This is a genomic window from Celeribacter sp., from assembly GCF_048270365.1.
Lineage (GTDB): Bacteria > Pseudomonadota > Alphaproteobacteria > Rhodobacterales > Rhodobacteraceae > Celeribacter.
In genome coordinates this window covers 47,425-71,095 of sequence record NZ_JBLWTA010000011.1, presented here as the reverse complement: position 1 = coordinate 71,095, position 23,671 = coordinate 47,425, and the positions used below count along the sequence as shown (strand labels likewise).

24 protein-coding genes are annotated in these 23,671 nt (G+C 59.5%); 11 read left to right on the top strand and 13 right to left on the bottom strand.

All coding sequences use genetic code 11. The features are described 5' to 3' along the window. Window positions 1-62: 62 nt before the first annotated feature. The 4 genes from ACN0X0_RS15380 to ACN0X0_RS15365 all read right to left on the bottom strand — a co-directional run bounded on the left by ACN0X0_RS15380 (window position 63) and on the right by ACN0X0_RS15365 (window position 3,508). A complete protein-coding gene (locus ACN0X0_RS15380) occupies window positions 63-410 on the bottom strand; it encodes a hypothetical protein (protein WP_417279862.1) in 348 nt (115 codons plus the stop codon). Between the two features lie 111 nt (window positions 411-521). Further along, complete coding sequence (locus ACN0X0_RS15375; protein ID WP_417279861.1) at window positions 522-1,394, bottom strand: 50S ribosomal protein L11 methyltransferase; 873 nt, start codon at window positions 1,392-1,394, stop codon at window positions 522-524. An 87-nt stretch (window positions 1,395-1,481) separates the two neighbouring features. Next, complete coding sequence (msrA, locus tag ACN0X0_RS15370; protein ID WP_417261957.1) at window positions 1,482-2,183, bottom strand: peptide-methionine (S)-S-oxide reductase MsrA; 702 nt, start codon at window positions 2,181-2,183, stop codon at window positions 1,482-1,484. A 71-nt stretch (window positions 2,184-2,254) separates the two neighbouring features. After that, complete coding sequence (locus ACN0X0_RS15365) at window positions 2,255-3,508, bottom strand: MFS transporter (RefSeq protein WP_417261956.1); 1,254 nt, start codon at window positions 3,506-3,508, stop codon at window positions 2,255-2,257. A gap of 220 nt (window positions 3,509-3,728) precedes the next feature. Between ACN0X0_RS15365 and ACN0X0_RS15360 the strand changes: the two genes are divergently transcribed. The 6 genes from ACN0X0_RS15360 to ACN0X0_RS15335 all read left to right on the top strand — a co-directional run bounded on the left by ACN0X0_RS15360 (window position 3,729) and on the right by ACN0X0_RS15335 (window position 8,834). Then, window positions 3,729-4,793, top strand: a complete 1,065-nt coding sequence (locus ACN0X0_RS15360; RefSeq protein WP_417279860.1) for a YeeE/YedE family protein — start codon at window positions 3,729-3,731, stop codon at window positions 4,791-4,793. 89 nt (window positions 4,794-4,882) lie between these two features. Next, window positions 4,883-5,758, top strand: coding sequence for a TIGR01459 family HAD-type hydrolase (locus ACN0X0_RS15355; RefSeq protein ID WP_417261954.1), 876 nt, complete (start codon window positions 4,883-4,885; stop codon window positions 5,756-5,758). Window positions 5,759-5,951: 193 nt separating this feature from the next. Beyond that, window positions 5,952-6,395 carry a MaoC family dehydratase gene (locus ACN0X0_RS15350; RefSeq protein WP_417261953.1) on the top strand — a complete coding sequence of 148 codons (444 nt, stop codon included), beginning with the start codon at window positions 5,952-5,954 and terminating at the stop codon, window positions 6,393-6,395. 32 nt (window positions 6,396-6,427) lie between these two features. Beyond that, a complete protein-coding gene (locus ACN0X0_RS15345; protein WP_417279859.1) occupies window positions 6,428-7,354 on the top strand; it encodes a bifunctional riboflavin kinase/FAD synthetase in 927 nt (308 codons plus the stop codon). Then, window positions 7,351-7,800, top strand: coding sequence for a YcgN family cysteine cluster protein (locus tag ACN0X0_RS15340; RefSeq protein WP_417261951.1), 450 nt, complete (start codon window positions 7,351-7,353; stop codon window positions 7,798-7,800). Before ACN0X0_RS15345 ends, ACN0X0_RS15340 begins: the two co-directional genes overlap by 4 nt. After that, window positions 7,800-8,834: a threonine aldolase family protein gene (locus ACN0X0_RS15335; protein ID WP_417279858.1), complete on the top strand. Its 1,035-nt coding sequence runs from the start codon at window positions 7,800-7,802 to the stop codon at window positions 8,832-8,834. The genes ACN0X0_RS15340 and ACN0X0_RS15335 overlap by 1 nt, the downstream gene beginning before the upstream one ends. 122 nt (window positions 8,835-8,956) lie before the next feature. Here ACN0X0_RS15335 and ACN0X0_RS15330 read toward each other — a convergent pair whose 3' ends face one another. Beyond that, a complete protein-coding gene (locus tag ACN0X0_RS15330) occupies window positions 8,957-9,568 on the bottom strand; it encodes a 2-hydroxychromene-2-carboxylate isomerase (protein ID WP_417279857.1) in 612 nt (203 codons plus the stop codon). Window positions 9,569-9,692: 124 nt separating this feature from the next. Here ACN0X0_RS15330 and ACN0X0_RS15325 point away from each other — a divergent pair, with 124 nt between their 5' ends. Next, window positions 9,693-10,709 carry a ribose-phosphate pyrophosphokinase gene (locus ACN0X0_RS15325; RefSeq protein WP_167602424.1) on the top strand — a complete coding sequence of 339 codons (1,017 nt, stop codon included), beginning with the start codon at window positions 9,693-9,695 and terminating at the stop codon, window positions 10,707-10,709. 87 nt (window positions 10,710-10,796) lie between these two features. Here ACN0X0_RS15325 and ACN0X0_RS15320 read toward each other — a convergent pair whose 3' ends face one another. The 7 genes from ACN0X0_RS15320 to ACN0X0_RS15290 all read right to left on the bottom strand — a co-directional run bounded on the left by ACN0X0_RS15320 (window position 10,797) and on the right by ACN0X0_RS15290 (window position 16,510). After that, window positions 10,797-11,144, bottom strand: a complete 348-nt coding sequence (locus ACN0X0_RS15320; RefSeq protein WP_417261948.1) for an H-type lectin domain-containing protein — start codon at window positions 11,142-11,144, stop codon at window positions 10,797-10,799. A 73-nt stretch (window positions 11,145-11,217) separates the two neighbouring features. After that, window positions 11,218-11,571: a hypothetical protein gene (locus tag ACN0X0_RS15315; protein ID WP_417279856.1), complete on the bottom strand. Its 354-nt coding sequence runs from the start codon at window positions 11,569-11,571 to the stop codon at window positions 11,218-11,220. Window positions 11,572-11,645: 74 nt separating this feature from the next. After that, a complete protein-coding gene (atpC, locus tag ACN0X0_RS15310; protein ID WP_417279855.1) occupies window positions 11,646-12,053 on the bottom strand; it encodes an ATP synthase F1 subunit epsilon in 408 nt (135 codons plus the stop codon). A gap of 24 nt (window positions 12,054-12,077) precedes the next feature. Further along, window positions 12,078-13,502 (bottom strand): F0F1 ATP synthase subunit beta, encoded by a 1,425-nt coding sequence (atpD, locus tag ACN0X0_RS15305; RefSeq protein ID WP_417261946.1) that lies wholly within the window; start codon window positions 13,500-13,502, stop codon window positions 12,078-12,080. 18 nt (window positions 13,503-13,520) lie between these two features. Further along, window positions 13,521-14,393: a F0F1 ATP synthase subunit gamma gene (locus tag ACN0X0_RS15300; RefSeq protein WP_417279854.1), complete on the bottom strand. Its 873-nt coding sequence runs from the start codon at window positions 14,391-14,393 to the stop codon at window positions 13,521-13,523. 18 nt (window positions 14,394-14,411) lie between these two features. Then, the gene (gene atpA, locus ACN0X0_RS15295; protein WP_417279853.1) at window positions 14,412-15,950 is read right to left on the bottom strand and encodes a F0F1 ATP synthase subunit alpha; all 1,539 of its coding nucleotides are present in this window, start codon (window positions 15,948-15,950) and stop codon (window positions 14,412-14,414) included. Continuing rightward, window positions 15,950-16,510: a F0F1 ATP synthase subunit delta gene (locus tag ACN0X0_RS15290; RefSeq protein ID WP_417279852.1), complete on the bottom strand. Its 561-nt coding sequence runs from the start codon at window positions 16,508-16,510 to the stop codon at window positions 15,950-15,952. Before ACN0X0_RS15290 ends, atpA begins: the two co-directional genes overlap by 1 nt. Before the next feature lie 646 nt (window positions 16,511-17,156). Here ACN0X0_RS15290 and ACN0X0_RS15285 point away from each other — a divergent pair. Beyond that, window positions 17,157-18,392: a hypothetical protein gene (locus ACN0X0_RS15285; protein ID WP_417279851.1), complete on the top strand. Its 1,236-nt coding sequence runs from the start codon at window positions 17,157-17,159 to the stop codon at window positions 18,390-18,392. A 14-nt stretch (window positions 18,393-18,406) separates the two neighbouring features. On the opposite strand, the gene ACN0X0_RS15280 is transcribed toward ACN0X0_RS15285, so the two are convergent. Next, a complete protein-coding gene (locus tag ACN0X0_RS15280) occupies window positions 18,407-19,162 on the bottom strand; it encodes a methyltransferase domain-containing protein (protein WP_417279850.1) in 756 nt (251 codons plus the stop codon). Window positions 19,163-19,246: 84 nt separating this feature from the next. Here ACN0X0_RS15280 and gloB point away from each other — a divergent pair, with 84 nt between their 5' ends. The 3 genes from gloB to ACN0X0_RS15265 all read left to right on the top strand — a co-directional run bounded on the left by gloB (window position 19,247) and on the right by ACN0X0_RS15265 (window position 23,652). After that, complete coding sequence (gloB, locus tag ACN0X0_RS15275) at window positions 19,247-20,014, top strand: hydroxyacylglutathione hydrolase (RefSeq protein WP_417279932.1); 768 nt, start codon at window positions 19,247-19,249, stop codon at window positions 20,012-20,014. A gap of 254 nt (window positions 20,015-20,268) precedes the next feature. Next, a complete protein-coding gene (gene clpA / locus ACN0X0_RS15270; protein ID WP_226554085.1) occupies window positions 20,269-22,602 on the top strand; it encodes an ATP-dependent Clp protease ATP-binding subunit ClpA in 2,334 nt (777 codons plus the stop codon). Between the two features lie 69 nt (window positions 22,603-22,671). Further along, window positions 22,672-23,652 (top strand): peptidoglycan DD-metalloendopeptidase family protein, encoded by a 981-nt coding sequence (locus tag ACN0X0_RS15265; RefSeq protein ID WP_417279849.1) that lies wholly within the window; start codon window positions 22,672-22,674, stop codon window positions 23,650-23,652. Window positions 23,653-23,671: the final 19 nt, after the last annotated feature.

Below are 23,671 nucleotides of genomic sequence, written 5' to 3'. Positions count from 1 at the left end.
TGACGTGGATGGGATGTGAGACGGCAAAGTGGGAAACAGCCGTTCACTCCCGGAATATATTTTCAGTTCAGGAGCATCTTGCCCTGAAGCGCCAGCCAGATCGTGAGATCGTCGGCATGCATGACCCAAGCGCCAGCGCGCTCGATCATTGTGCCCTCGGCCAGCTCCGCCACACGGGCGACATAGGTCGAGGCGCCAAGCGTCGCATAGAGCACCGCCTTGAACAGCATGACCCCGGCGAGAGCCACGACCAACAAGTGGATCGGACGTCGCAAACCGCGACGACGCGGGCGGGCGATGATCAGCCCATCCTGGTTAACGGAATAAATGACACCCTTGCTCAAAGCACGCCGCCGCGCCTCGATCCGGGTCAACCGTTTATTCAATTGCTGCGAGCCGGCATAAGCCATGGCAGCCTCCTCATACATCATACATCGGCCCCCACCGACCATGACATGATTGTGGCGAAATGTGGCAAAATTGGGGCAAAAGCGGCGAGAAGGTGGTTTTTGTCTTTGATATTAGGCAGTTCGCGACATGGTCAGCGTCGTCCAGTCAACAATCTCCTGGCGATCCACAAGATTGAACCCGGAGCGTGTATAAACCTCGACAACCTCATCGGCCTGCGGATTGAGAATCCCGGAGAGAATCACATGACCGCCCTCTTTGACGTTGGCGGCCATATCGGGTGCCAGCGCCACCAAAGGGCCTTTGAGGATGTTGGCAAAGACCAGATCAAAGGGCGCTTTTTCGGCCAGTTCAGGATGGTTAAACCCGGCGGCCTCGAGACAGATGACGCGGCCCGCGAGATCGTTGGCATCGACATTGGACTGCGCCACCTCGACGGCCACCTCGTCGATGTCGGAGGCATAGACGATCTGGTCGGAGATTTTCGCCGCAGCCATCGCCAGAACGGCGGTGCCACAACCGATGTCGGCCACATTGTCAAAGCTCTTGCCCTCGCCCATCAGACGATCCAGCGCCTTGAGACAGCCCAAAGTCGTGCCGTGATGCCCGGTGCCAAAGGCCATGGCGGCCTCGATCAAAAGACCGATCTTGTCGGCGGGCAGTTTGTCGGCATCATGCGAGCCGTAGACAAAGAAACGACCGGCCTCGACGGGGGCCAGATCGCGGCGCACCTTGGCGACCCAATCGGTTTCCGGCAGCTCGGAGATGACGAAATCCGGCGCATCGTTGGCCGCCGCCAAAAGCGCGAGCGCGATCTCGTCGGGCGCCTCAGTGAAATAAGCGCCGACTTCCCAGAGACCCGAGCCGTCCTCGATCTCGAAGACGCCCACGCCGGTGGGTTCCGGGTCGAGAAATTCCAGCGCCTCGCCAATGGCTTCGGCGGGGGCTTTGCCGCGGGTCTTGGTGAAGGCGGTGAAAGTGGTCATGGCTGCACTCCGAAATGGGCTTTGCCTTCGCCATAAAGCGAAGCCGCGCTTTACTCAAGCGCGGCTCTGGATTTTGCCCGATTGGACTTATTCGCTATGGCCCTGCGGCTCGACCGGGTCGGTCCATTCGATGGAGCGCTCCATCGACAAACCCACGGGACAGCTCACGCCCGTGCCGCCAATGCCACAATAGCCGTTCGGGTTCTTCGCCAGATATTGCTGGTGATAGTCTTCGGCATAGTAAAACGCGCCCGCAGGGAGCACTTCGGTCGTGATCGCACCAAACCCTTTGTCCTGCAACAACACGTTATAGCCCGCCAAAGAGGCCTCTGCCGCCGCGCGCTGTGCCTCCGACGTGTAGTAGATGCCGGAACGATATTGCGTGCCGCGATCGTTGCCCTGCTGCATGCCTTGGGTCGGGTTGTGACCTTCCCAAAAGACCTTGAGCAGCTCGGCGTAAGTGACTTTCGACGGATCAAAAATCACGCGCACCACCTCATTGTGGCCGGTCTTTCCGGTGCAGACCTCTTCGTAGGTCGGGTTCGGCGTATAGCCCGCCGCGTAGCCGACGGCGGTGTTCACAACCCCCGGCACCTGCCAGAACTTGCGCTCGACACCCCAAAAACAGCCCATGCCAAACACGGCCTCCTCACAGCCCTCCGGCACATCCCCCTCAAGCGGCACGTGCAACACGAAATGCTCCAAAGCGGTCGGGATCGGATCGGGACGCCCCGGCAGGGCGGCGTCGGGCGTGGGCATGGTGAGTTTCTTGGTCAGTGCAGAGAACATGGCGGGCTCCATCATGGCGTTTCGCTCTCAATATAGAGTGCAAAACGCCAAGCGCCAAATCCGTGTTGTCGTTATTCGGCAGGCTCGCTCAGAACCGCGCTTTCGCGCACCAGTGGCAGGAAGCGCCATTCATTGCCCTTTTCCGGGTGACGCGGGATCAGCGCAGCCAAACCCAAGGACGCCATCGCCATCCCTGCGGCCAGCGCGAACACCCCGCCCGGAGAGGCAACCCAGAGATAGCCCAACACAGCCGGCAGGAAGACCGCCGCGATATGGTTGATGGTAAAGGCCACGGCGGCGGTGGGCGCGATGTCTTCGGGGTCGGAGATTTTCTGGAAATAGGTTTTGAGCGCGAAGGCGAGGCCAAAAAGCATATGGTCGATCACGTAAAGCCCCGCCGCGATGACAACGCCCCAGCCCAGCCAGTAAATCCCACCGTAAGCGAGGAACACCAGCGTCAGACCGATATACTCCAGCATCAGGACAAAGCGTTCTCCCTTGCGGTGCACCACTTTGCCCATGAAGGGCGCGATCACCATGTTGGCGACGTAGTTGATCAGGAACAGCGCCGTGATCTCATGCACCTCGAAACCGAATTTCTCGACCATCATGAAGGCGGCGAAGACGACGAAAATCTGCCGCCGCGCGCCGGACATGAATTGCATCGCATAATAAAGTGCATAGCGGCGTTTCAGGACGATTTTCTTGGCCTGCGGATTGGGGGCCTCGAACTGCGGATAGGCGGTGAGCGCGAAAATCGCGATCACTGCCGTGAAGCCCCCCGAGACCACATAAACCAGCGCATAGGACAGATCGAAGGTCTTCCACGTCAGAACCAACACACCATAAGCGACCAAAGAGGCCGCCGAGCCCGCCGCCATCAACCGCCCGATCACGATGGGCGCGCGATCCTTTGACAGCCATTGCAATTGCAGCGACTGGTTCACCGTCTCAAAGTAGTGAAACCCGATAGAAGACAGCATGGTGACGGTCAAAATGCCGCCCAGCGAGGGGAAATAGGCGGTCACAGCCGTCGCCACGCCCAAGAGCAAAAGCGACACCACGCCCAGCACCTGCTCGCGAATGATCATGATCAGCGCGATCACCCCAATGGCGAGAAACCCCGGAATTTCGCGGATCGTATGAAGCCAGCCGATCTCGACACCTGTGAACCCCGCCACTTCGATGACGAAATTGTTCAACAAAGCATTCCATGTGGCAAAGGCCACCGGCATGGCAAAGGCCATCAGGAACAACAACCCCTCGGGCCTGCGCCACAGCGGCAGGTGCGAGGTTTCGGACAGGGGGATCGGTGCGTTTTTCATAAATTTGCTTTAGGGCGAGAAAACGATTTTGAATAGCCAAAATTCCTGCACACCCCCTTCCGACACAGCCGAGCAGAGATATGCTCAATACATTCACACATGCAAAACCATGTGACTCACATCAAGGCGCGGCTATACTGATCCCATAAAATAGCCGGAATTTGCGCTGGGTTTTGCGCTGGATTTTTGCGCTGGGATTTGCCTGTGGGAGGAGCAGATCATGGATATTTTGACCCTCGTCGAGGGGATCGGCGAAAGCCCCTCTGCGGCCATCTTTGGTCTGATCACCGGGGTGATTTTCGGCGTCTCCGCGCAGCGCTCGCAATTCTGCCTGCGCGCGGCGACGGTTGAGTTTGCCCGTGGACGCCTCGGTCCGAAAGTTGCCGTCTGGTTCTTGACGCTCTCCACCGCCATCGTCTGGGTGCAGGGCGCGCAGATGTTTGGGCTGTTTCGCGGCGCCGATGCGCGCGTCATGGCCGTGCCCGGATCGTGGTCGGGCGCGGTGATCGGCGGGTTGATGTTTGGCGCGGGCATGGTCTTGTCGCGCGGCTGTTCGGGGCGGCTTTTGGTTCTCGCCTCGACCGGAAATTTGCGCTCCGTCGTCTCCGGCCTGATCTTTGCCGTCACCGCTCAGATGAGCCTCCATGGCGTCTTGGCGCCTTACCGCGACAAGCTGGCCTCTCTGTCGATCACGCCCGGCGGTGAAAACGTCAACCTTTTGAATGTGCTACATCTGCCAGAGGGCACGGGACTGGCGCTTGGGCTGGGGTTCGCCGTCTTGGCGCTGGTCCTTGCGATCAAGAACCAGATCGGCCCGAAAATCTGGATTTTCGCCTCGGGCGTCGGCTTTGCGGTCGCGGTCGGCTGGGGCCTTACATGGTCCTTGGCGCAGGTCGCTTTTGATCCCGTTCCCGTGACCTCCGTCACCTTCTCCGGCCCCTCGGCCAACACATTGATGTTCTTTCTCGACCGCAACGCGGTGTTGGAATTCGACGTGGGCCTCGTCCCCGGTGTGGTCGTCGGCGCCTTTGTCGCCTCGCTCGTTACTGGTGAATTCCGTTGGCAAAGCTTTGACTCTGTCCCCGTCATGCGCAAATCCATGATCGGGGCGGTGCTCATGGGCTTCGGCGCGATGCTCGCGGGCGGCTGCGCCATCGGCAACGGCGTCACCGGCAGTTCGGTCTTTGCCGCCACCGCCTGGCTCGCGCTCTTTTGCATGTGGATCGGCGCGATTGTCACGACGCTGATTGTGGACCGCGAGGCCGATCCGGCGCTGGCCTGTTGAGCCCTTTGATCCGTCGCATTCGCATCCCGCTTTCCTTTCGATGAGTTCCGGGCTAGCTAAAGGGGGCCTAAAACGGAGCCTGCCCGCACATGACCCGCCTGATCCAAACCCTGTCCGACATTTCGACCGATTACGATGCGCTTTTCGTCGATCTTTGGGGCTGTGTGCACAACGGTATCACGGCGTTTCCCGAGGCCTGCGCCGCGCTTCAGACCTACCGCGCGGGCGGTGGCAAAGTCGTCCTCGTGACCAATTCACCGCGCCCTTGGCACGCGGTCGCACAACAGATCAAACAGTTCGGCGTTCCCGATGACGCCTATGACACCATCGCCACCTCTGGCGATTCCGCACGCATGGCAATGTATCTGGGCGTCGTGGGCGAAAAAGTTCACCACATCGGCGACATGTTCAAAGACGACTTCATGCAGCCGATGGAAATCGTGATGGATGAGGCTGTCGAGATCACCGAAGTCCCACTTGAAGAGGCCGAGGGCATCGTCTGCTCCGGGCCCGAGGATCCGCTGGCCGACCCTGAGATTTACCGGCCGCAGTTCCTATACGCCAAACAAAAAGGCCTGAAGCTCCTCTGTGCCAACCCCGATATCGTTGTGGATCTCGGCGAGGTCCGGGAATGGTGCGCAGGCGCCTTGGCTGCGCTTTATACCGAGATGGGGGGCGAAAGCCTCTATTTCGGCAAGCCGCATCCGCCGATCTATGATCTGGCGCGGCGCCGTCTGGCTCAACTGGCCCCCATCGACGACAACCGCATCCTCTGCATCGGCGACGGCATCGGCACCGATGTGATGGGCGGCATTGGCGAGGGGCTGGACGTCTTGTTCATCACCGGCGGTCTGGCCGCGAAAGAATTCGGCCCCGATCCGGTGAACCCAGACCCGGAGCGGCTCAAGATGTGGCTGGCGGAACAGAACCTGTCGCCGACGGCGGCGATTTCGTTTTTGCGCTGAAATCTGAGTATTTGAGACACAAAGGAAACGAGGCGCTGGAGGGGATCCGGCGCCTTTTTAGCATCCAAACCCCGCCCTCGCGAAACTTATTTCCAATATTTGAGCCATCATAAAAATTTTCTTGCGCGCAATATTGTTTCTTCGCCAACCTTCCGCTATGCTGCACTGCAATATCAAGAAGGAATCGGAGCGCATGTTGGACAATCAGCCCCGCGGAACCATCTGCATCGAAGACATCGAGATCGGCATGACGCGCTCTTTGCGCAAAACCATCACCGACCACGACATCGAGTTGTTTGGTGAGGTTTCCACCGACCGCAACCCTGTGCATTTCGACGATGCCTATGCCAATGATACGATTTTCGAAGGCCGCATTGCCCATGGCATGCTGACCGCCGCTCTGATCTCTGCCGTGATCGGCGAACAGCTTCCGGGGCACGGCACGATCTACATGGGGCAAACGCTCAAGTTTTTGGGCCCGGTGCGCCCCGGCGATACGGTTCTGGCCGAGGTTACAGTGACCGACATCATCCATGCAAAACGCCGCGTTGCCCTTGAATGTCGCTGCACCGTGGGCGATACCGTTGTCTTGAAAGGCGATGCCCTTGTGCTTGCGCCGAGCCGTAAATTCGACTGACGACGCGAGGGGCGCCTCTCGCGAGGAGCCCCATGCAGATTTACACGCACTGGACCGACATTCCCGAAGAGGCCAAAGGCTGTGCCGCAGCGATTGGCAATTTCGATGGCGTACACCGTGGCCATCGTCATGTGATTGATCTCGCCCGCGCGCATGGCCCGCTGGGCATCGTCACATTCGAGCCGCACCCCCGTGAATTCTTCGCCCCCGGCGCCCCACCCTTTCGCCTGATGAATGCCTCATCAAAGGCCAGCCGTTTGGCCAAACTCGGCGTCGAGCAATTGTTTCAACTGCCGTTCAACGCCGAACTGGCCGCCATGACGCCCGAGAGATTTGCCCGCGAGATCATTGTCGAGGGGCTAGGTCTTAAACATGTCGTCGTGGGGGCCGATTTCCATTTCGGCGCGAAACGCGCGGGCAAGGTCGAGGATCTTAAACGTTTTGGCGAAGAGATGGGCTTTGGCGTCACCGTCGCCGAGCTTTTGGAAACCGACAGCGGGATTTCTTCGTCCTCAGCGATCCGTGTCGCGCTCTCGGAAGGCGCGCCCGAGAAAGCCGCCGAAATGCTAGGCCATTGGCACCGGATCGAGGGCAAGGTCGGCCATGGCGACAAACGCGGGCGCGAGCTGGGCTTTCCCACCGCGAACATGTCGATCGAAGGGCTGCATGCGCCGAAATTCGGGGTCTATGCGGTGCTGGTCGATGTGCTGACAGGGCCGCACAAAGGCACCTATCAGGGCGCGGCATCTTTGGGCGTGAAACCGACCTTCGGCGCCAATATGCCCTGTCTCGAAACCTTTATCTTCGACTTTTCCGGCTCGCTTTACGACGAACACCTCTCGGTCGCTTTTGTCGAATATCTGCGTCCTGAGCTTGTGTTCACCGGGCTGCAACCGCTCATTGACCAAATGGATCTCGATTGCGCCCAGGCCCGCGCGATCCTTGAGGCGCTGGAATGAGCAAACGCGAGCGCTTTTGGGAAACCGTGCCTCTGACGAAGATGTCGGAGGAGGAATGGGAAGCGCTCTGTGACGGTTGTGGCAAATGCTGCCTCAATAAGATCGAGGATGCGGACACGGGCGAAGTCTATCTGACCCGTGTCGCCTGTCGTCTGCTTGATGATCAGTCCTGCCAATGCGGACAATATGAGATTCGCAAAAACCTCGTGCCGGAATGCATTCGCCTGACGCCGGAGAACATCGACAGCCACGCCTATTGGATGCCCACCACCTGCGCCTATCGCCTGTTGTGGAAGGGCCGCCCCCTGCCCGATTGGCACCCGCTTTTGACCGGCGACCCGGAGAGCGTGCACGCCGCGGGCGTCTCCGTGCGGGGCATGACCGTGCCGGAATTCGAGGTGGATGAGGATGATTGGGAAGACCATATCATCGAGGAACCCACCTGATGTTTTTCGGGTCAGATAACACCTCCGGCGTGCATCCGAAGATCATGGAGGCCCTGGCCCGCGCCAACGACGGATACGCCGCGCCCTATGCCGGGGATCGTTGGACCGCAGAGCTGACGGAACGGCTGCGCGACATGTTTCAGGCACCCGATGCGCTGGTCTATCCGATGGTGTCTGGCACCGGGACGAACGCCGCGCTTTTGGCCGCGATGACGCCACCTTGGGGCATTATCTATTGCCACAAGACCGCGCATATCGAGGTGGACGAGCGCAATTCCGTGCCGTTTTATTCGGGCGGCGCGAAGCTTAAACTCTTGTCCGGCGTTGGCAGCCGACTGGAACCCGCTGAGCTGCGTCAGGCGGTGATCGGCGACAGTGGTGACGACATCCACGCCAGTCCGCCCGCCGCCGTCTCGCTGACCAATCTCACGGAATTCGGCGAACTTTATCGCCCGACCGACATTGCCGCATTGGCGGAGGCGTCACGCCTGCCGCTGCACCTCGACGGGGCACGTTTTGCCAACGCCATGGTCGCGAGCGGCGCGACGCCTTGGGAAATGACGCGTGAGCTGTCGGCGCTCTCTCTGGGGGCCACAAAGACCGGGGCGATGGGCGCCGAGGCGGCTGTGATCTTCGATCCCGCCTATCAAGAGGCCTTTGAAAGCCAGCGGATGCGCGGCGGGCATAACCTCTCGAAATCCCGCTATATTTCGGCGCAGATTTTGGCTTGGCTGGAGGATGATCTCTGGCTGGAGCTGGCGACACAGGCGAATGCGATGGGCGCACGTCTGGCGCAAGGTCTGGCCGATATCGGGGGCGAGTTGACCTTTACCACCGAGGGCAATCTGGTCTTCGCCCGCCTGCCCCGCAAGATGCATGTCAAAGCCAAAGCAAAAGGGGCGGTCTATCACCTCTGGGGGCCGAACACGGCTTTGGCTGGCGATCCGGAAGAGCCGCTCTTGGCGCGTTTCGTGGCAAGCTGGTCGACGACAGAGGCCGATGTGGACGCGCTATTGGCGGCTCTGGCGGACTGAAGCGCGCCAGAGCAACATCACTTGCCTCTTCGTCCTCTTTCACCTCGCATTAAGGTTAATCAGATTAAGGTTAACGCGAGAGAAAGAGGCGCGAAACGTATCGGCTCAAAGGGCTGGAACGCTCACAAGGTTCCGAGATAGTCGTCCAACATGTCCAAACGATCCTGTCCCCAAAACCGCTCATCCGTATCAGTAACGATGAAGAAGGGCGAGCCAAACACCCCCGCCGTCATCGCATCCTCGAGATTGCTTGGGTAAAGCTCCGCCCCCGTCAGCATACCGGTCATCGACAGCATCGGATCGAAACCCGCCTGCTGCAGCGCCTCTGTGATGACCGCATCCTCGGAAATGTCTTTATCATCGCGCCACATTGCAGCGGACAAGCTGTTCACCAGCTTGCCAAGATCGCCGTCACTTCCCTTCCGCACCGCCTCCTGAGCCGCGATCAGCGCATAGGATGCCGGGGCCACATTCGTCGGCCAGAAGGGCGGCGTGAGGTTCATCGGCAAGCCGGATTTTGCCTTGAACCGCTTCAGCTCCTGCATCCGGTAGATCTTGCGGCCCTCAGGACGTTCGGAGGGCCGTGGCGCTCCAAGACGATCGAATGCCGTCAACAGATCGAAGGGCTTGTAGGTGACAGTCGCCCCATGTTTTGCCGCGATCTTTTCGAGCCGCCCGTCCGAGAGGTATATCCATGCAGACAAAAATGAAAAATAGTAGTCGATATGTGCCATTTGCCCCCTCCTCGGGACGCTCGGGATGTTTCCAAAAACCTAGCCGGGTGGTAAGCGGTGTCAACGTTACGATTCCGTGACGACCCCCGCGCCACATCCGCCAAACACTCTGGGAAAAGCTGCCATGCCCACATCTCATGAACCGAAACTCATCTCCGGCAATGCCAACCGCACGCTGGCGAATTCCATTGCCCGCCGTCTGTCGATGCACCGCGGCATGTCGATCGACCTGTGCGATGCCCGCGTCGAGCGGTTCAACGATGGCGAGATTTTCGTCGAGGTCTATGAAAACGTGCGTGGCGAAGACATGTTCGTGGTTCAGCCGACCTCGAACCCGGCCAATGACAACCTCATGGAATTGCTGATCATCACCGACGCGCTGCGCCGTTCGTCGGCCGGTCGTATCACCGCCGTGATCCCCTATTTCGGCTATGCCCGTCAGGACCGCCGCACCAAGGCCCGGACGCCCATCACTGCGAAACTCGTCGCCAATATGATGGTCGAAGCAGGCATTGAGCGCGTTCTCACCCTCGACCTGCATGCGACGCAGATTCAGGGGTTCTTCGACATTCCGGTGGATAACCTCTACGCCTCGCCGGTCTTCGCGCTCGACATCAAACATCATTTCAAGGACGGGCTTGAGGACATCATGGTCGTTTCCCCGGACGTTGGTGGCGTGGCGCGTGCCCGCGAGCTGGCGAAACGCATCGACGCGCCGTTGTCCATCGTCGACAAACGCCGCGAAAAGCCGGGTGAGGTCGCCGAGATGACCGTGATCGGCTCCGTCGAAGGCAAGAAATGTATCATCGTCGATGACCTTGTGGACACCGCCGGGACGCTCTGCAAAGCCGCCGATCTATTGATGGATCACGGCGCCGCCGAGGTACACGCCTATATCTCCCACGGCGTGCTGTCCGGCCCGGCCGTGGAGCGCGTGACCAACTCCAAGCTGTCGTCTTTGGTGATCACCGACTCGATTGAGGCCAATGAGGCCGTCGCCGCCTGCAAGAACATCCGCATCGTGCCGACCGCGCCGCTCTTTGCGCAGGCGATCATCAACACCTGGAACGGCACCTCCGTGTCGTCGCTGTTCGAAGACAAGACGCTCGTGCCGCTCTATGAGGGTGTGTATCACCCGTAAGCTGCTGAGCCCATTTACAGAAAAAGGCGCGTAGGGTTTCCCGACGCGCCTTTTTTCATGTGCATTTTTCAGACCCGGGAGCGGCTCTCAGACCTCCCAGTCGTCCTCATGACGCACCGGCCCGAAGGCGGTCCAATCAGAGCGCACACGCGCGATCTTGGTGTCGCCCCAAGTGCGGAAGACGATGACAAAGCCCTCCTCCGACACCATCTCAGCGGAAATATCGACGCGGTGGTTGGTGCTTTGGTCGATGTCGAGCATCGACAGGCTCACCTGCACCAGAGGCGGGCGCAGAAACGGCTCGTCAAACTCCACCACACGGCGCAGCTCACGCGGGCCTTTGCCGGTCCACATCGCGCCGCCGTCCTGAAAATCGGAAAAAAGCACAAAGGACCCTTGCGTGATCCCGAGCTGATGACTGTCTATTCTAAGCATTGGTCTTTTTCTTGTCCCCCGAAGGCAGATTGCCCCGAAACGGACGACAAAGGGAAGGGGAAACGTTAACGCTTCAGACCTTCGGCTTGCCCGCATGTTTGGCGCGGATTTTGGCGATCACTTCGGGGGCCTTGATGCGGATCAACTCCTTGTCCGCCTCCCCTGCCATATCCATGCCTTGGGTGGCGCAGAGCGAGGCTAGCGTGACCATGACGCCGCCGACTTCTTGCGCCGCGTCGCCTTTGGGACGGGAAAAGACGTAATCGACCAGCTCATGCACCGCAGATTGCGTCATGCCCAGAGATTGCACCAGTTCCAGCGCTTCTTCCAAAAACCGCCGATTGCGCTCCGCCGCGTCCATGGCGATCTCTTCGCCGAAACAGGTCACGACCCAGTCGTGCACACGGGGTTGAAACGCGTCATCCATCTTCACTCTCCTTGAAGCCAATAAAAAAGCCCCGCATTTCGGCGGGGCCTTTCCAAATCACGTGTCACAGCCAATCAGAGATTGGTGTGGAACCCGAGGTCTTCGGCGATGTGGAAGAGATCGGACAGGAACGTGTGGGTCTCTGCCTGATCTTCTTGCGACGCCTTGTCATGTTCGGCGCGGGCTTTGGCGATGAGATCGGTGACGATCTCTTGCGACATTTCCCCACGCGGCAAAGCCACCTCTGCCAGCACAGAGATATTCTCCGGCGCCAGTTCGGCAAACCCGCCCGTCACGATGAATTCCATCTCACCTTCCGGCCCGTTCACGATCAAACGACCGGGACGCAGGGTGAGGATGGTGGGCTCGTGGCCCGCCATCGCTGTCAAACGGCCTTCGGAACCCGGGATCTGGACCTGCTCCACTGCGAGAGACGCAAGTTTGCGCTCGGGAGAGACGAGATCAAATTGGACAGTCGCCATAATTGGCCTCCTTCCGGGGTTCTATTAAGCTGCTTCCGCGGCCAGTTTCTCGGCTTTTTCAAGCACTTCGTTGATGCCGCCAACCATGTAGAAGGCTGCTTCCGGCAGGTGGTCGTATTCGCCGGCCACAACCGCCTTGAAGGACGAGATCGTGTCTTCGAGCGGAACCTGCACACCGTCGGAGCCGGTGAACACTTTCGCCACGTCGAACGGCTGGGAGAGGAAACGCTGGATTTTCCGGGCGCGAGCCACGGTCAGCTTATCTTCTTCCGAAAGTTCGTCCATGCCGAGGATGGCGATGATGTCCTGAAGCGACTTGTAGCGCTGAAGGATGTTCTGAACCTGACGTGCGACGTTGTAGTGCTCTTCGCCAACGATTTGCGGATCGAGGATACGCGAAGAGGAGTCGAGCGGGTCCACAGCCGGGTAGATGCCGAGCTCGGAGATCGCACGGTTGAGAACGGTGGTCGCGTCCAAGTGAGCAAAGGTCGTGGCCGGTGCCGGGTCGGTAAGGTCATCGGCGGGCACGTACACAGCCTGGATCGAGGTGATCGAGCCGTTCTTGGTGGAGGTAATACGCTCCTGCATCGCACCCATGTCGGTGGCCAGCGTCGGCTGGTAGCCCACAGCGGAGGGGATACGGCCGAGAAGTGCGGACACCTCGGAACCGGCTTGCGTGAAGCGGAAAATGTTGTCCACAAAGAACAGAACGTCGGTGCCGGACTGGTCACGGAACTGCTCAGCCAGCGTCAGACCGGTCAAAGCGACACGGGCACGGGCTCCCGGAGGCTCGTTCATCTGACCGTAAACCAGAGCCACCTGAGACTCGGACAGGTTGTCCGGCTTGATGACGTTGGATTCGATCATCTCGTGGTAAAGGTCGTTGCCTTCACGGGTCCGCTCGCCAACACCGGCGAACACGGAGAAGCCCGAGTGCACTTTTGCGATGTTGTTGATGAGTTCCATGATGAGAACGGTTTTACCCACGCCTGCACCACCGAAGAGACCGATCTTACCACCTTTGGAGTAAGGTGCGAGAAGGTCGATCACCTTGATGCCGGTGACGAGGATGGAGGTCTCGGTCGCCTGTTCGGCGAACTCGGGGGCTTCTGCGTGAATCGGACGATGCTCGGTGGCTTCGACCGGGCCTTTTTCGTCGACCGGCTCACCGATCACGTTGAGGATACGACCGAGGGTCGCGTTGCCCACCGGGATGGTGATCGGGCCGCCGGTGTCGGACACCGCCTGACCGCGCACGAGACCTTCGGTCGCGTCCATAGCGATGGTGCGGACCGAGTTTTCGCCGAGGTGCTGAGCGACTTCGAGAACCAGACGGTTGCCGTTGTTGTCGGTTTCAAGCGCGTTGAGAATGGCGGGGAGCTCGCCGTCGAACTGTACGTCGACAACGGCGCCAATCACCTGCGTGATCTTGCCTTTGGACTGTGCCATGTTTCTTTACTCCGGGTCTTAGAGCGCTTCAGCGCCCGAGATGATTTCGATAAGCTCGTTGGTGATGACGGCCTGACGCGAACGGTTATATTCGATTGTCAGCCTGTCGATCATGTCGCCTGCGTTGCGGGTGGCGTTGTCCATGGCGGACATCCGCGCGCCCTGTTCGGAGGCACCATTTTCCAGCAACGCCGAGAAGATCTGCGTCGCCACACCGCGCGGCAGAAGGTCGGCAAGAATGCCTTCCTCGGAGGGCTCATAGTCATAGAGCGAGCCACCGGCATCCTCGTCGGTCTCATAGGCCGCCGGGATGATCTGTTGCGCAGTCGGGACTTGGGTCACGACGTTCAGGAATTTGGCATAGAAGATCGTCGCCACGTCAAACTCGTCGGCATCGAAACGGGCCAAAAGGTCCTTCGCGATGTCCTGCGCGTTGGCGTAACCGATTTTCTTCACCTCGGTCAGGTCCACGTGAGCGACGAAGAGATCCGCATAATCACGCTTGAGCTGTTCACGGCCTTTCTTGCCGACGGTGATGATTTTCACCGTCTTGCCTTGGCCTTTCAGCTCAGTGATCCGGGTTTTCGCCAATTTCACGATGTTGGTGTTAAAGCCACCACACAGACCCTTTTCAGAGGTCATGACAACGAGCAGATGCACATCGTCTTTTCCGGTCCCGGCAAGAAGCCGGGGCGCGGTATCGGAGCCACCAACCGAAGCCGACAGCGACCCGAGCACAGCGTTGAAACGCTCTGCATAGGGACGCGAGGCCTCAGCCGCATCCTGTGCCCGCCGCAGTTTCGCGGCGGCCACCATCTGCATGGCCTTGGTGATCTTGCGCGTGGATTTCACGCTCGCGATCCGGTTTTTGAGATCCTTGAGGTTGGGCATTAAAGCTGTCCTTCAGGATTAAGCGTAGGTTTTGGCGAATTCGTCCAGAACCGCTTTGAGCTTGTCAGCGGGCTCACCTTTGATCTTCGGATCCTCATTGGTGATCCACTGAAGAACGTCAGCTTTCTGGTTGCGCAGGAAGTCGAGCAGTTTCGCTTCGTATTCGCCCACTTTGGAGACCGGGATGCTGTCCAGGTAGCCGTTGGTGCCGGCGAAGATGACGCAGACGATCTCGGCGTTGGTCAGCGGCGCGTATTGCGGCTGTTTCATCAGCTCGGTCAGACGCGCACCACGGTTCAGAAGTTTCTGCGTTGCGGCGTCGAGGTCAGAACCAAACTGAGCGAACGCAGCCATCTCACGGTACTGAGCGAGCGACAGTTTCACCGGGCCAGCCACGGAGGACATGGCTTTGGTCTGAGCCGAGGAGCCCACGCGGGACACGGACAGACCGGTGTTCACAGCCGGACGGATACCTTGGTAGAACAGTTCGGTCTCCAAGAAGATCTGACCATCGGTGATGGAAATCACGTTGGTCGGAATAAACGCAGACACGTCACCGCCCTGGGTTTCGATGATCGGCAGAGCCGTCAAGGAGCCAGCGCCGAAATCTTCGTTCAGCTTCGCGGAACGTTCCAGCAGACGCGAGTGGAGGTAGAACACGTCACCCGGGTAAGCTTCGCGGCCCGGCGGACGACGCAGAAGCAGGGACATCTGACGATAGGACACAGCTTGTTTGGAGAGGTCATCGTAGATGATCAGGGCGTGTTTGCCGTTGTCGCGGTAGAACTCGGCCATCGCGGTTGCGGTGTACGGAGCAAGGTACTGCATCGGCGCCGGGTCAGACGCGGTTGCGGCGACAACGGTGGTGTATTCGATCGCACCGGTTTCCTCGAGCTTTTTGACGAGCTGAGCAACGGTGGAGCGTTTTTGACCGATGGCCACGTAGATACAGTAGAGTTTCTTGTTCTCGTCACCACCAGCAGCGTCGTTGTAGGACTTCTGGTTCAGGATGGCGTCGAGAGCAACAGCGGTTTTACCCGTTTGACGGTCGCCGATGATCAGCTCACGCTGGCCACGACCGATCGGGATCATCGCGTCAACGGACTTGAGGCCGGTGGCCATCGGTTCGTGCACGGATTTACGCGGGATGATGCCCGGGGCTTTGCTGTCGGCGATGCGACGCTCGGTGGCGGCGATGGCGCCTTTGCCGTCGATCGGGTTGCCCAGACCATCGACCACGCGGCCGAGAAGCGCGTCGCCAGCCGGCACGTCCACGATGGACTTGGTGCGTTTGACGGTGTCGCCCTCTTTAATGTCACGGTCGGAGCCGAAGATCACGACGCCGACGTTGTCGGATTCGAGGTTGAGGGCCATCCCGCGGATACCACCGGGGAATTCGACCATCTCACCGGCCTGAACGTTATCGAGGCCATACACACGCGCAATACCGTCACCGACGGAGAGCACGCGGCCCACTTCAGCAACTTCGGCGTCTTGACCGAAGTTTTTAATCTGCTCCTTTAGGATCGCAGAAATTTCAGCTGCCTGGATTCCCATTATCCGACCTCTTTCATTGCATTCTGGAGGGAGTTGAGCTTGGAGGCGATCGAGGTATCGATCATCTTCGAGCCCACCTTGACGACAAGACCGCCGATGAGGGAGTCATCCACGGTCGCATTGATGTTCACGTCTTTGCCAAATTTCTCGGAGAGGGACTTGGCAAGTTTGGTGGTCTGGGTCTTGGTCAGCGCTTTTGCGGACACGACCTCGGCGGTCACTTCGCCACGCTCTTCGGCAAGAAGGGCGCTCAGTGCAGCGACGAGCTGCGGCAAGGCAAAGAGACGGCGGTTTTGCGCCATCAGAGCCAGCGTGCTGGACACGAAGTCCGTCAGACCGGCCTTTTTGGCAATTGCGGTGATCGCGGTTTCCATCTCTTCACGCGAATACACGGGCGAAGTGATGAGAGCCTTGAGATCGTCACTCTCGGAGAGCGCTGTCGACAGCGTCGCCACGTCCCCTTCAAGTGCCGCGATGGCATTGCTTTCTTTGGCCAGTTCGAAAACGGCCTTTGCGTAGCGTGCGGCGATGCCGCTGGAGATCGAAGCTGGTTCGGACACGTCCACCCTTCCGATGTCTTAGGGCCCTCCCCCTTCTGCCCCGTTTTCGAGGTCATACATGGAGGTAGAGCAGCTTGATTGACCCGCACGCGAACCGCGCAGGCAACAAAATCAGCGTGGATGTAGCAGAGCCTCAACATTGCCGCAACCTTGTTGCGCCAGTTTAGCGCCAACAGATTGAAACTCTGCGGCCTGAGTTTTCAGGGCTTTAGGGGATTTCCGCTCTCCACCTCTGTGGCGGGGCGCAAAAAAGATGCTGTCGGGTTGCAGATTCGCCTCACGAAACCGTGTGATTCCTTTCGAATACCCTGAGAGGCAGCTCAACCGCATGCTCACGCTACAGACGTGACGGTAAGGTGAGTGGCGCTCTGAGCCAAAACCGCCGATCAGTCCCGCGCCCTTCGGAATTGCACCCGGAGATGGCAACAATCTCGGGGCCGCCACAAGCATTGATGCGCAAGACAAAACAATCTCGAAACCATCCCGAACCGTGACATCCCGCCCCATTGAAAACCCTTGAAATTTCGCGGTATCGTCACAAAGTCGTCCCGTTTTTTTAACCATGATCGTGACCGTTTACAGGGCCCGTTAGGGAGTTTTTTTTGAAATGATTTGGATGCTTTTAATGGGTTTGGCCGGACCTGCGATGGCCTGGGGACTGTACGAAGCTTTTACCGACGATGACGACGATCATGAGGATGATCACGACACCGACGACGAAACGCCGCCCCCAAGTGACAATGATGGCGACGATGACACTGATGAGGACGCAGATGACGACCTCGACGAGGACGATGGCGAGGAGCCGATCTGGGATTGGTCCGAAACCCATGTGATCACCGAAGACACCACGATCACCCTCTCGCAAGCTGACATTGATGCCATCGCGGAGTATCGCGCCTATCTCGACAGCCTGCCGGACACGCCGGACAACCCGGACCCCGGCCCTATTTTCGAGATTGTCGGAGATGCCCAGCTCACGATCAATTTTGCCGATGATCTTGAAGGCACGCTTTCGAACACGACGGAGTCAAGCAGCACGTCGGAGGGGGGCGAAGGTTGGGGAATCGAAACTGCCACCCTCTCCTCCAATATCTACTACACGTCGGATGATGCCGAGGAGGGAGATGAGCCACTCTTTGTGTTCGAGGCGACCAAGATCAGCCTTTCGACGCAAGAAAACGGATCGTGGGAAGATTCCTACCAAGTGGACGTCGATTTCGATCAGGTGATCCTCGACCCATCCGACTTCGAGAGCTTTGAAGCGCAGCCGACCTTGCCCGAGGGCATCGAAATGGGGGCTGATCACTATCTCATTTTGGACAAAGAAACGCTCGACGACACGCAGACGGATTATCTGCATGACGCGGAAGACCTCGAAGACGTGCTCAACACTCCGGAGGGCTACCACTGGACGTCGCCCGACGATCTCGTCGCGCCGGAGGGGCAAAATCTGTTCAGCACCTGGAATTTCGCGGACTCGACGCTGTCCAATGGTGAGGTCGTTACCTTCACACAAGACGACATCGATGCGCTGATCGAAGACCGGACGACCGCCGAGCTCTATTCCCTCGCGAATGGCGAGAATGTCACCTTGGACTTCCCGGACGATCTGGACGGCAATATCGTCGCGCTCGACTTCTCTATTGGCACAGAAGGGTACGATTATGCGGAATTCACCCTCTACGTGCTGACGGATCAAACCGACCTGAGCCCCGACGATGTCCTCTGTCTCATGACCAATGATTCCCTCGTTCATCTCGAGATTGCGGATGAGAGTATCACCCCCCTCGTCGTGGTCGGCACGCATAGTGAAATCTACGACACCGCTCTGAATGACTACGACTTCAACGACAACTACGGCACAGTGACGGTCACCTGAGGCACTCGCAAGGATTAGACCGGCTTCGCCTCTGGAACGGGGCGAAGCCCTTCCAGCACGCCCCCCTTGCGCCGCACCGCTTCGGGCGTGCCGGAGCCGGTTTTGGCATAGACCTGTTTCGACGCCTCAACCACCAGAACGCCTCCCGCAAGCGCCGTCGGCATCTGGCGCCCGATCCGCTCCCACACCGGCCCCCAGCGTTTCCAAAAGCGTTTATGGGACGGCGGTTGGAACAGCACGGCGGCGTGGCGTTCCGGCAGAAACCGCGAGCGTCGCAGTTGCAGTTGCAGTTCAAGCTGGCTGAGACTGTAGGGCCGCCCATAGCCAAACGGCGTGCTGTCGGAACGCGACCACAACCCGCCCCGGTTCGGCACCACGAAAAGCGCTTTCCCCCCCGGCCCCAGCACCCGCCAGCATTCCTCCAACAAGGCATCCGGCGCGTCCGAGGTCTCAAGCCCGTGCATCACCACCAGCTTATCAACGAATCCGGTCTGAAGCGGCCAGCGCGTCTCGGGGCAAAGCGCCGAGACATTCGGCATCCCCGCCGGCCAATGCATCACACCTTGTTGCTCGGGCATCAAACCGATCACCCGGCGCGCATCCGAGAGATAGGGCCTGAGCAAAGGCACGGCAAAGCCAAAGCCCGCCACGGTCTGACGTTCCGCATCGGGCCAAAAGGCCACGACCTGATCCCGGATCGCGCGCTGCGCGGCGCGGCCCAATCCGGTCCGGTAGTAGAAATTTCTCAGCTCAACGACGTCGAGATGCATTGCAATCCGCCGGCCTTCCCCAAATGTTAGGACCACCATAGACGCAAGATGCGGGAGAATGCCATGCCAGAGATCAAGCCAGAGATGAGTCCAGAGATCGTCACCCTTGCCGCCCTGTCTGACAATTACGATTTTCTCGTCCATGATCCGGTCAGCGGCCGCACCGCTCTGGTCGATGCCGCCGATCCGGCGCCGGTGCTCGATGCGTTGTCCGCGCGTGGCTGGACCCTCGATGAGATCTGGCTCACCCATCACCATTGGGATCATGTCGATGGCACGGCCGGGCTGGTCGAGGCGACCGGGGCCACGGTGACCGGCGCCAAAGCCGATCAACACCGCCTGCCGCCGCTCACCCGCGTTGTGGAACCTGGGCAAAGCTTTGATTTTGCGGGCCACGAGGTACAGGTTCTCGCCGCCGATGGTCACACCCTCGGCCACATCGCCTATCACATCCCCTCCGCCAAAGCGCTGTTCTCCGCCGACAGCCTCATGGCGCTGGGTTGCGGACGCCTGTTCGAGGGCACTCCTGCGCAGATGTGGGAGACGCTCTCGCGCTTCGCCGCCCTGCCCGAAGACACCATGGTCTATTCCGGCCACGAATACACCGCCTCGAATGCCCGTTTCGCGCTCACTATCGAGCCCGAGAACACGGCGCTCATCAAGCGTGCCAAAGCCATCGAAGCGGCGCGCGAAAAAGGCGAGGCCACAGTGCCCTCGCCGCTGTCTCTGGAACTTGCGACCAACCCCTTCCTGCGCGCTGGCCTCACCACCGTGAAGCAGGTTTTGGGCATGAAAGACGCCACAGATGCCGAGGTGTTCGCCGAAATTCGCGCCCGCAAGGACTCGTTTTAATGCAAGCACAGAGGTCCGTTTACCCCCTTGCTTTCCTGTCAAGTAAACTTACATAGTTTCATGGAAAACAGGGGTTCCCCCCAAATAAAGCGCTCAAAACTTGACGCCTCACAAAAATTTACCCCCGTTAACCATTTTTTTGCTTGAAGCGCGCGCGTTTCAATCGAACTTTAAGAGTATCAGGCCAAAACTTAGGGGGCGGGCCGCAAAACATGCCCCCTTAGAGACCCCGAATGCGAAGGAGCACCCCCAACGTGCCGTCATTTTCGAACACCCTTGAGCAAGCCATCCATGCAGCCCTGGCGCTGGCCAATGCCCGCCGCCACGAACTTGCAACCCTGGAACACCTGTTGCTGGCCCTGATCGACGAGCCCGACGCGGCCCGCGTGATGCAGGCCTGCAATGTCGAGCTTGAGGAGCTGCGAAAAACCCTTCTGGATTATATCGAGGACGATCTTTCGACGCTCGTCACCGATGTCGAAGGCTCCGAGGCCGTGCCCACCGCCTCGTTCCAGCGCGTGATCCAGCGCGCCGCGATCCATGTCCAATCCTCGGGCCGCACCGAGGTGACCGGAGCCAACGTGTTGGTCGCGATCTTTGCCGAACGCGAATCCAACGCCGCCTATTTCCTGCAGGAACAGGATATGACGCGCTATGATGCGGTGAATTTCATCGCGCATGGTGTGGCGAAAGACCCGGCCTTTGGCGAACAACGCCCGATCACCGGTTCCGACGAACATCAGGAAGAGACCCAAAGCGCGCAACCGCAATCCTCTGGCGAAGACAAAGAGTCGGCACTCGCGAAATACTGTGTCGATCTCAACAAAAAGGCCGCCGAGGGCGATGTCGATCCTCTGATCGGCCGCGCCCATGAGGTCGAGCGCTGCATCCAAGTGCTCTGCCGCCGCCGCAAGAACAACCCGCTTTTGGTGGGCGATCCGGGCGTGGGCAAAACCGCCATCGCCGAAGGTCTCGCCAAAAAAATCGTCGACGGCGAAACGCCGGAGGTTCTGTCCAAATCCACCATCTTCTCGCTCGACATGGGCGCCCTTTTGGCGGGCACCCGCTATCGTGGCGACTTTGAGGAACGCCTGAAAGCGGTCGTCAAAGAGCTCGAAGATCACCCTGACGCCGTCCTGTTCATCGACGAGATTCACACTGTGATCGGCGCAGGCGCCACCTCCGGCGGCGCGATGGATGCCTCCAACCTTCTGAAGCCTGCGCTTCAGGGCGGCAAACTGCGCTGCATGGGCTCCACGACCTATAAGGAATTCCGCCAGCATTTCGAAAAAGACCGCGCGCTGTCGCGTCGTTTCCAGAAAATCGACGTCAACGAACCGTCGGTCGATGATGCGGTGAAAATCCTTCAGGGTCTCAAACCCTATTTCGAAGAGCACCACGACATCCGCTACACGGCCGATGCGATCAAAACCGCTGTGGAACTTTCCGCGCGCTATATCCACGACCGCAAACTGCCCGACAAGGCGATCGACGTGATCGACGAAGCGGGCGCCGCGCAACATCTCGTGGCTGAAAGCAAACGCCGCAAAACGATCTCCCCGAAAGAGATCGAAGCGGTGGTGGCCAAAATCGCACGCATTCCGCCGAAGAACGTCTCCAAAGACGATGCCGAGGTGCTGAAAGATCTCGAAAACACGCTGAAACGCGTTGTTTTCGGTCAAGACAAGGCCATCGAGACGCTCAGTTCCGCGATCAAGCTGTCCCGTGCAGGCCTGCGCGAGCCGGAGAAACCCATCGGCAACTACCTCTTCGCCGGTCCGACCGGTGTGGGGAAAACCGAGGTCGCGAAACAGCTTGCAGATAGCCTTGGCGTGGAACTGCTGCGCTTCGACATGTCGGAATACATGGAGAAACACGCGGTGTCCCGTCTGATCGGCGCGCCTCCGGGCTATGTCGGTTTCGATCAGGGCGGTCTTTTGACCGATGGCGTGGACCAGCATCCGCATTGCGTGCTTTTGCTCGACGAGATCGAAAAGGCGCACCCGGATGTCTACAACATCCTTTTGCAGGTGATGGACAACGGCAAGCTGACCGATCACAACGGCCGCACCGTCGATTTCCGCAATGTGATCCTGATCATGACCTCCAACGCCGGTGCGTCTGAGCAGGCGAAAGAGGCCATCGGCTTTGGTCGCGACCGTCGCGAAGGCGAAGACACCGCCGCGATCGAACGCACCTTTACGCCGGAATTCCGCAACCGTCTGGATGCGGTGGTCTCCTTCGGCCCGCTGCCGAAAGAGGTCATCTTGCAGGTCGTCGAGAAATTCGTGCTGCAACTTGAGGCCCAACTTATGGACCGCAACGTGCACATCGAATTGACCCGCCCGGCCGCCGAATGGCTCGCCGACAAGGGCTACGACGACAAGATGGGCGCGCGTCCGCTGGGCCGCGTCATTCAGGAGCACATCAAGAAACCACTCGCCGAAGAGCTTTTGTTCGGCAAGCTGTCGAAAGGCGGCGTGGTCAAGGTGGGCGTCAAGGATGGCGACATCGAGCTGCGCATCGAAGAACCCGGTGCCCCGCGCATCGGACGGTCGAAAAAGCCGCCACTTCTGACCGCAGAGTGATTTGAAAACAAAAAAGCCCCGTCTTGAGATGTCTTGACGGGGCTTTTTATTGCCGTCAGCTTGGCCCTCATGACGAAACCGCTTTTCCTTCTTGGCCTTATCGCCCCCCTGTTCGCCGCGCCCGCGCTCGCGCGCGATCCGGTCCTGTCACCGCCCATCGACTGCACGCTGGGCGACACATGCTACATTCAAAGCTATGTCGACACCGACCCCGGTCCAGGGGCCGCTGATTTCACCTGTGGCACGCTCTCCTATGACGGTCACAAAGGTACGGATTTCGCCCTGCCCGCCGTGGTGGACCTCTGGAATGGCGTCAACGTTCTGGCCTCCGCCCCCGGCACCGTCACCGGCACCCGCGATGGCATGGAGGATTTCCCGCAAGGCCTTGAAGGCGCGCCAGACATCACCGGCAAGGAATGTGGCAACGGCGTTGTGGTAGACCATGGCGACGGCTGGGTCACGCAATATTGCCACATGATGAACGGGAGCATCGCGGTCAAGGAGGGCGACCGGGTGTCCTCCGCCACGGTCCTCGGCCAGGTTGGCCTGTCGGGCCTGACGCAATTCCCGCATGTGCATCTTTCCGTGCGCCACAACGGCGAAATCGTCGACCCGTTCAATCCCACAGGCACCGTCGCCTGCGGGCCGGACGCGATCATGAGCGGCACACTTTGGGACCGCGATATGGTCTATCAGGCAGGCGGCCTTCTGGACGTCGGCATCGACACGAAAGTCCCCGAATATGAGGCGATCAAAGCGGGCACGGCGGGCGCCACCGCGCTCACCGCCCAAAGCCCCGCGCTTGTCGTCTATGGCTTTGCCTACGGCAGCCGCGCGGGCGATGTGCTGCGCCTGTCGATCTTTGGCCCCGAGGGCGAGGTGATCAGCCAGGACGCCGCATTGGACAAATCTCAGGCCCAGTTGTTCCGCGCCGTCGGCAAACGCAATCCCGGCAGCTGGCCCGTGGGCGGCTATAGCGCGACGGTGCAGATGCTCCGCGACGGCACCGTCATCGACCAGCGCGAAACCCGGTTTCAGATCGCGCCTTAAAGCGTTTCGACTTTATGTG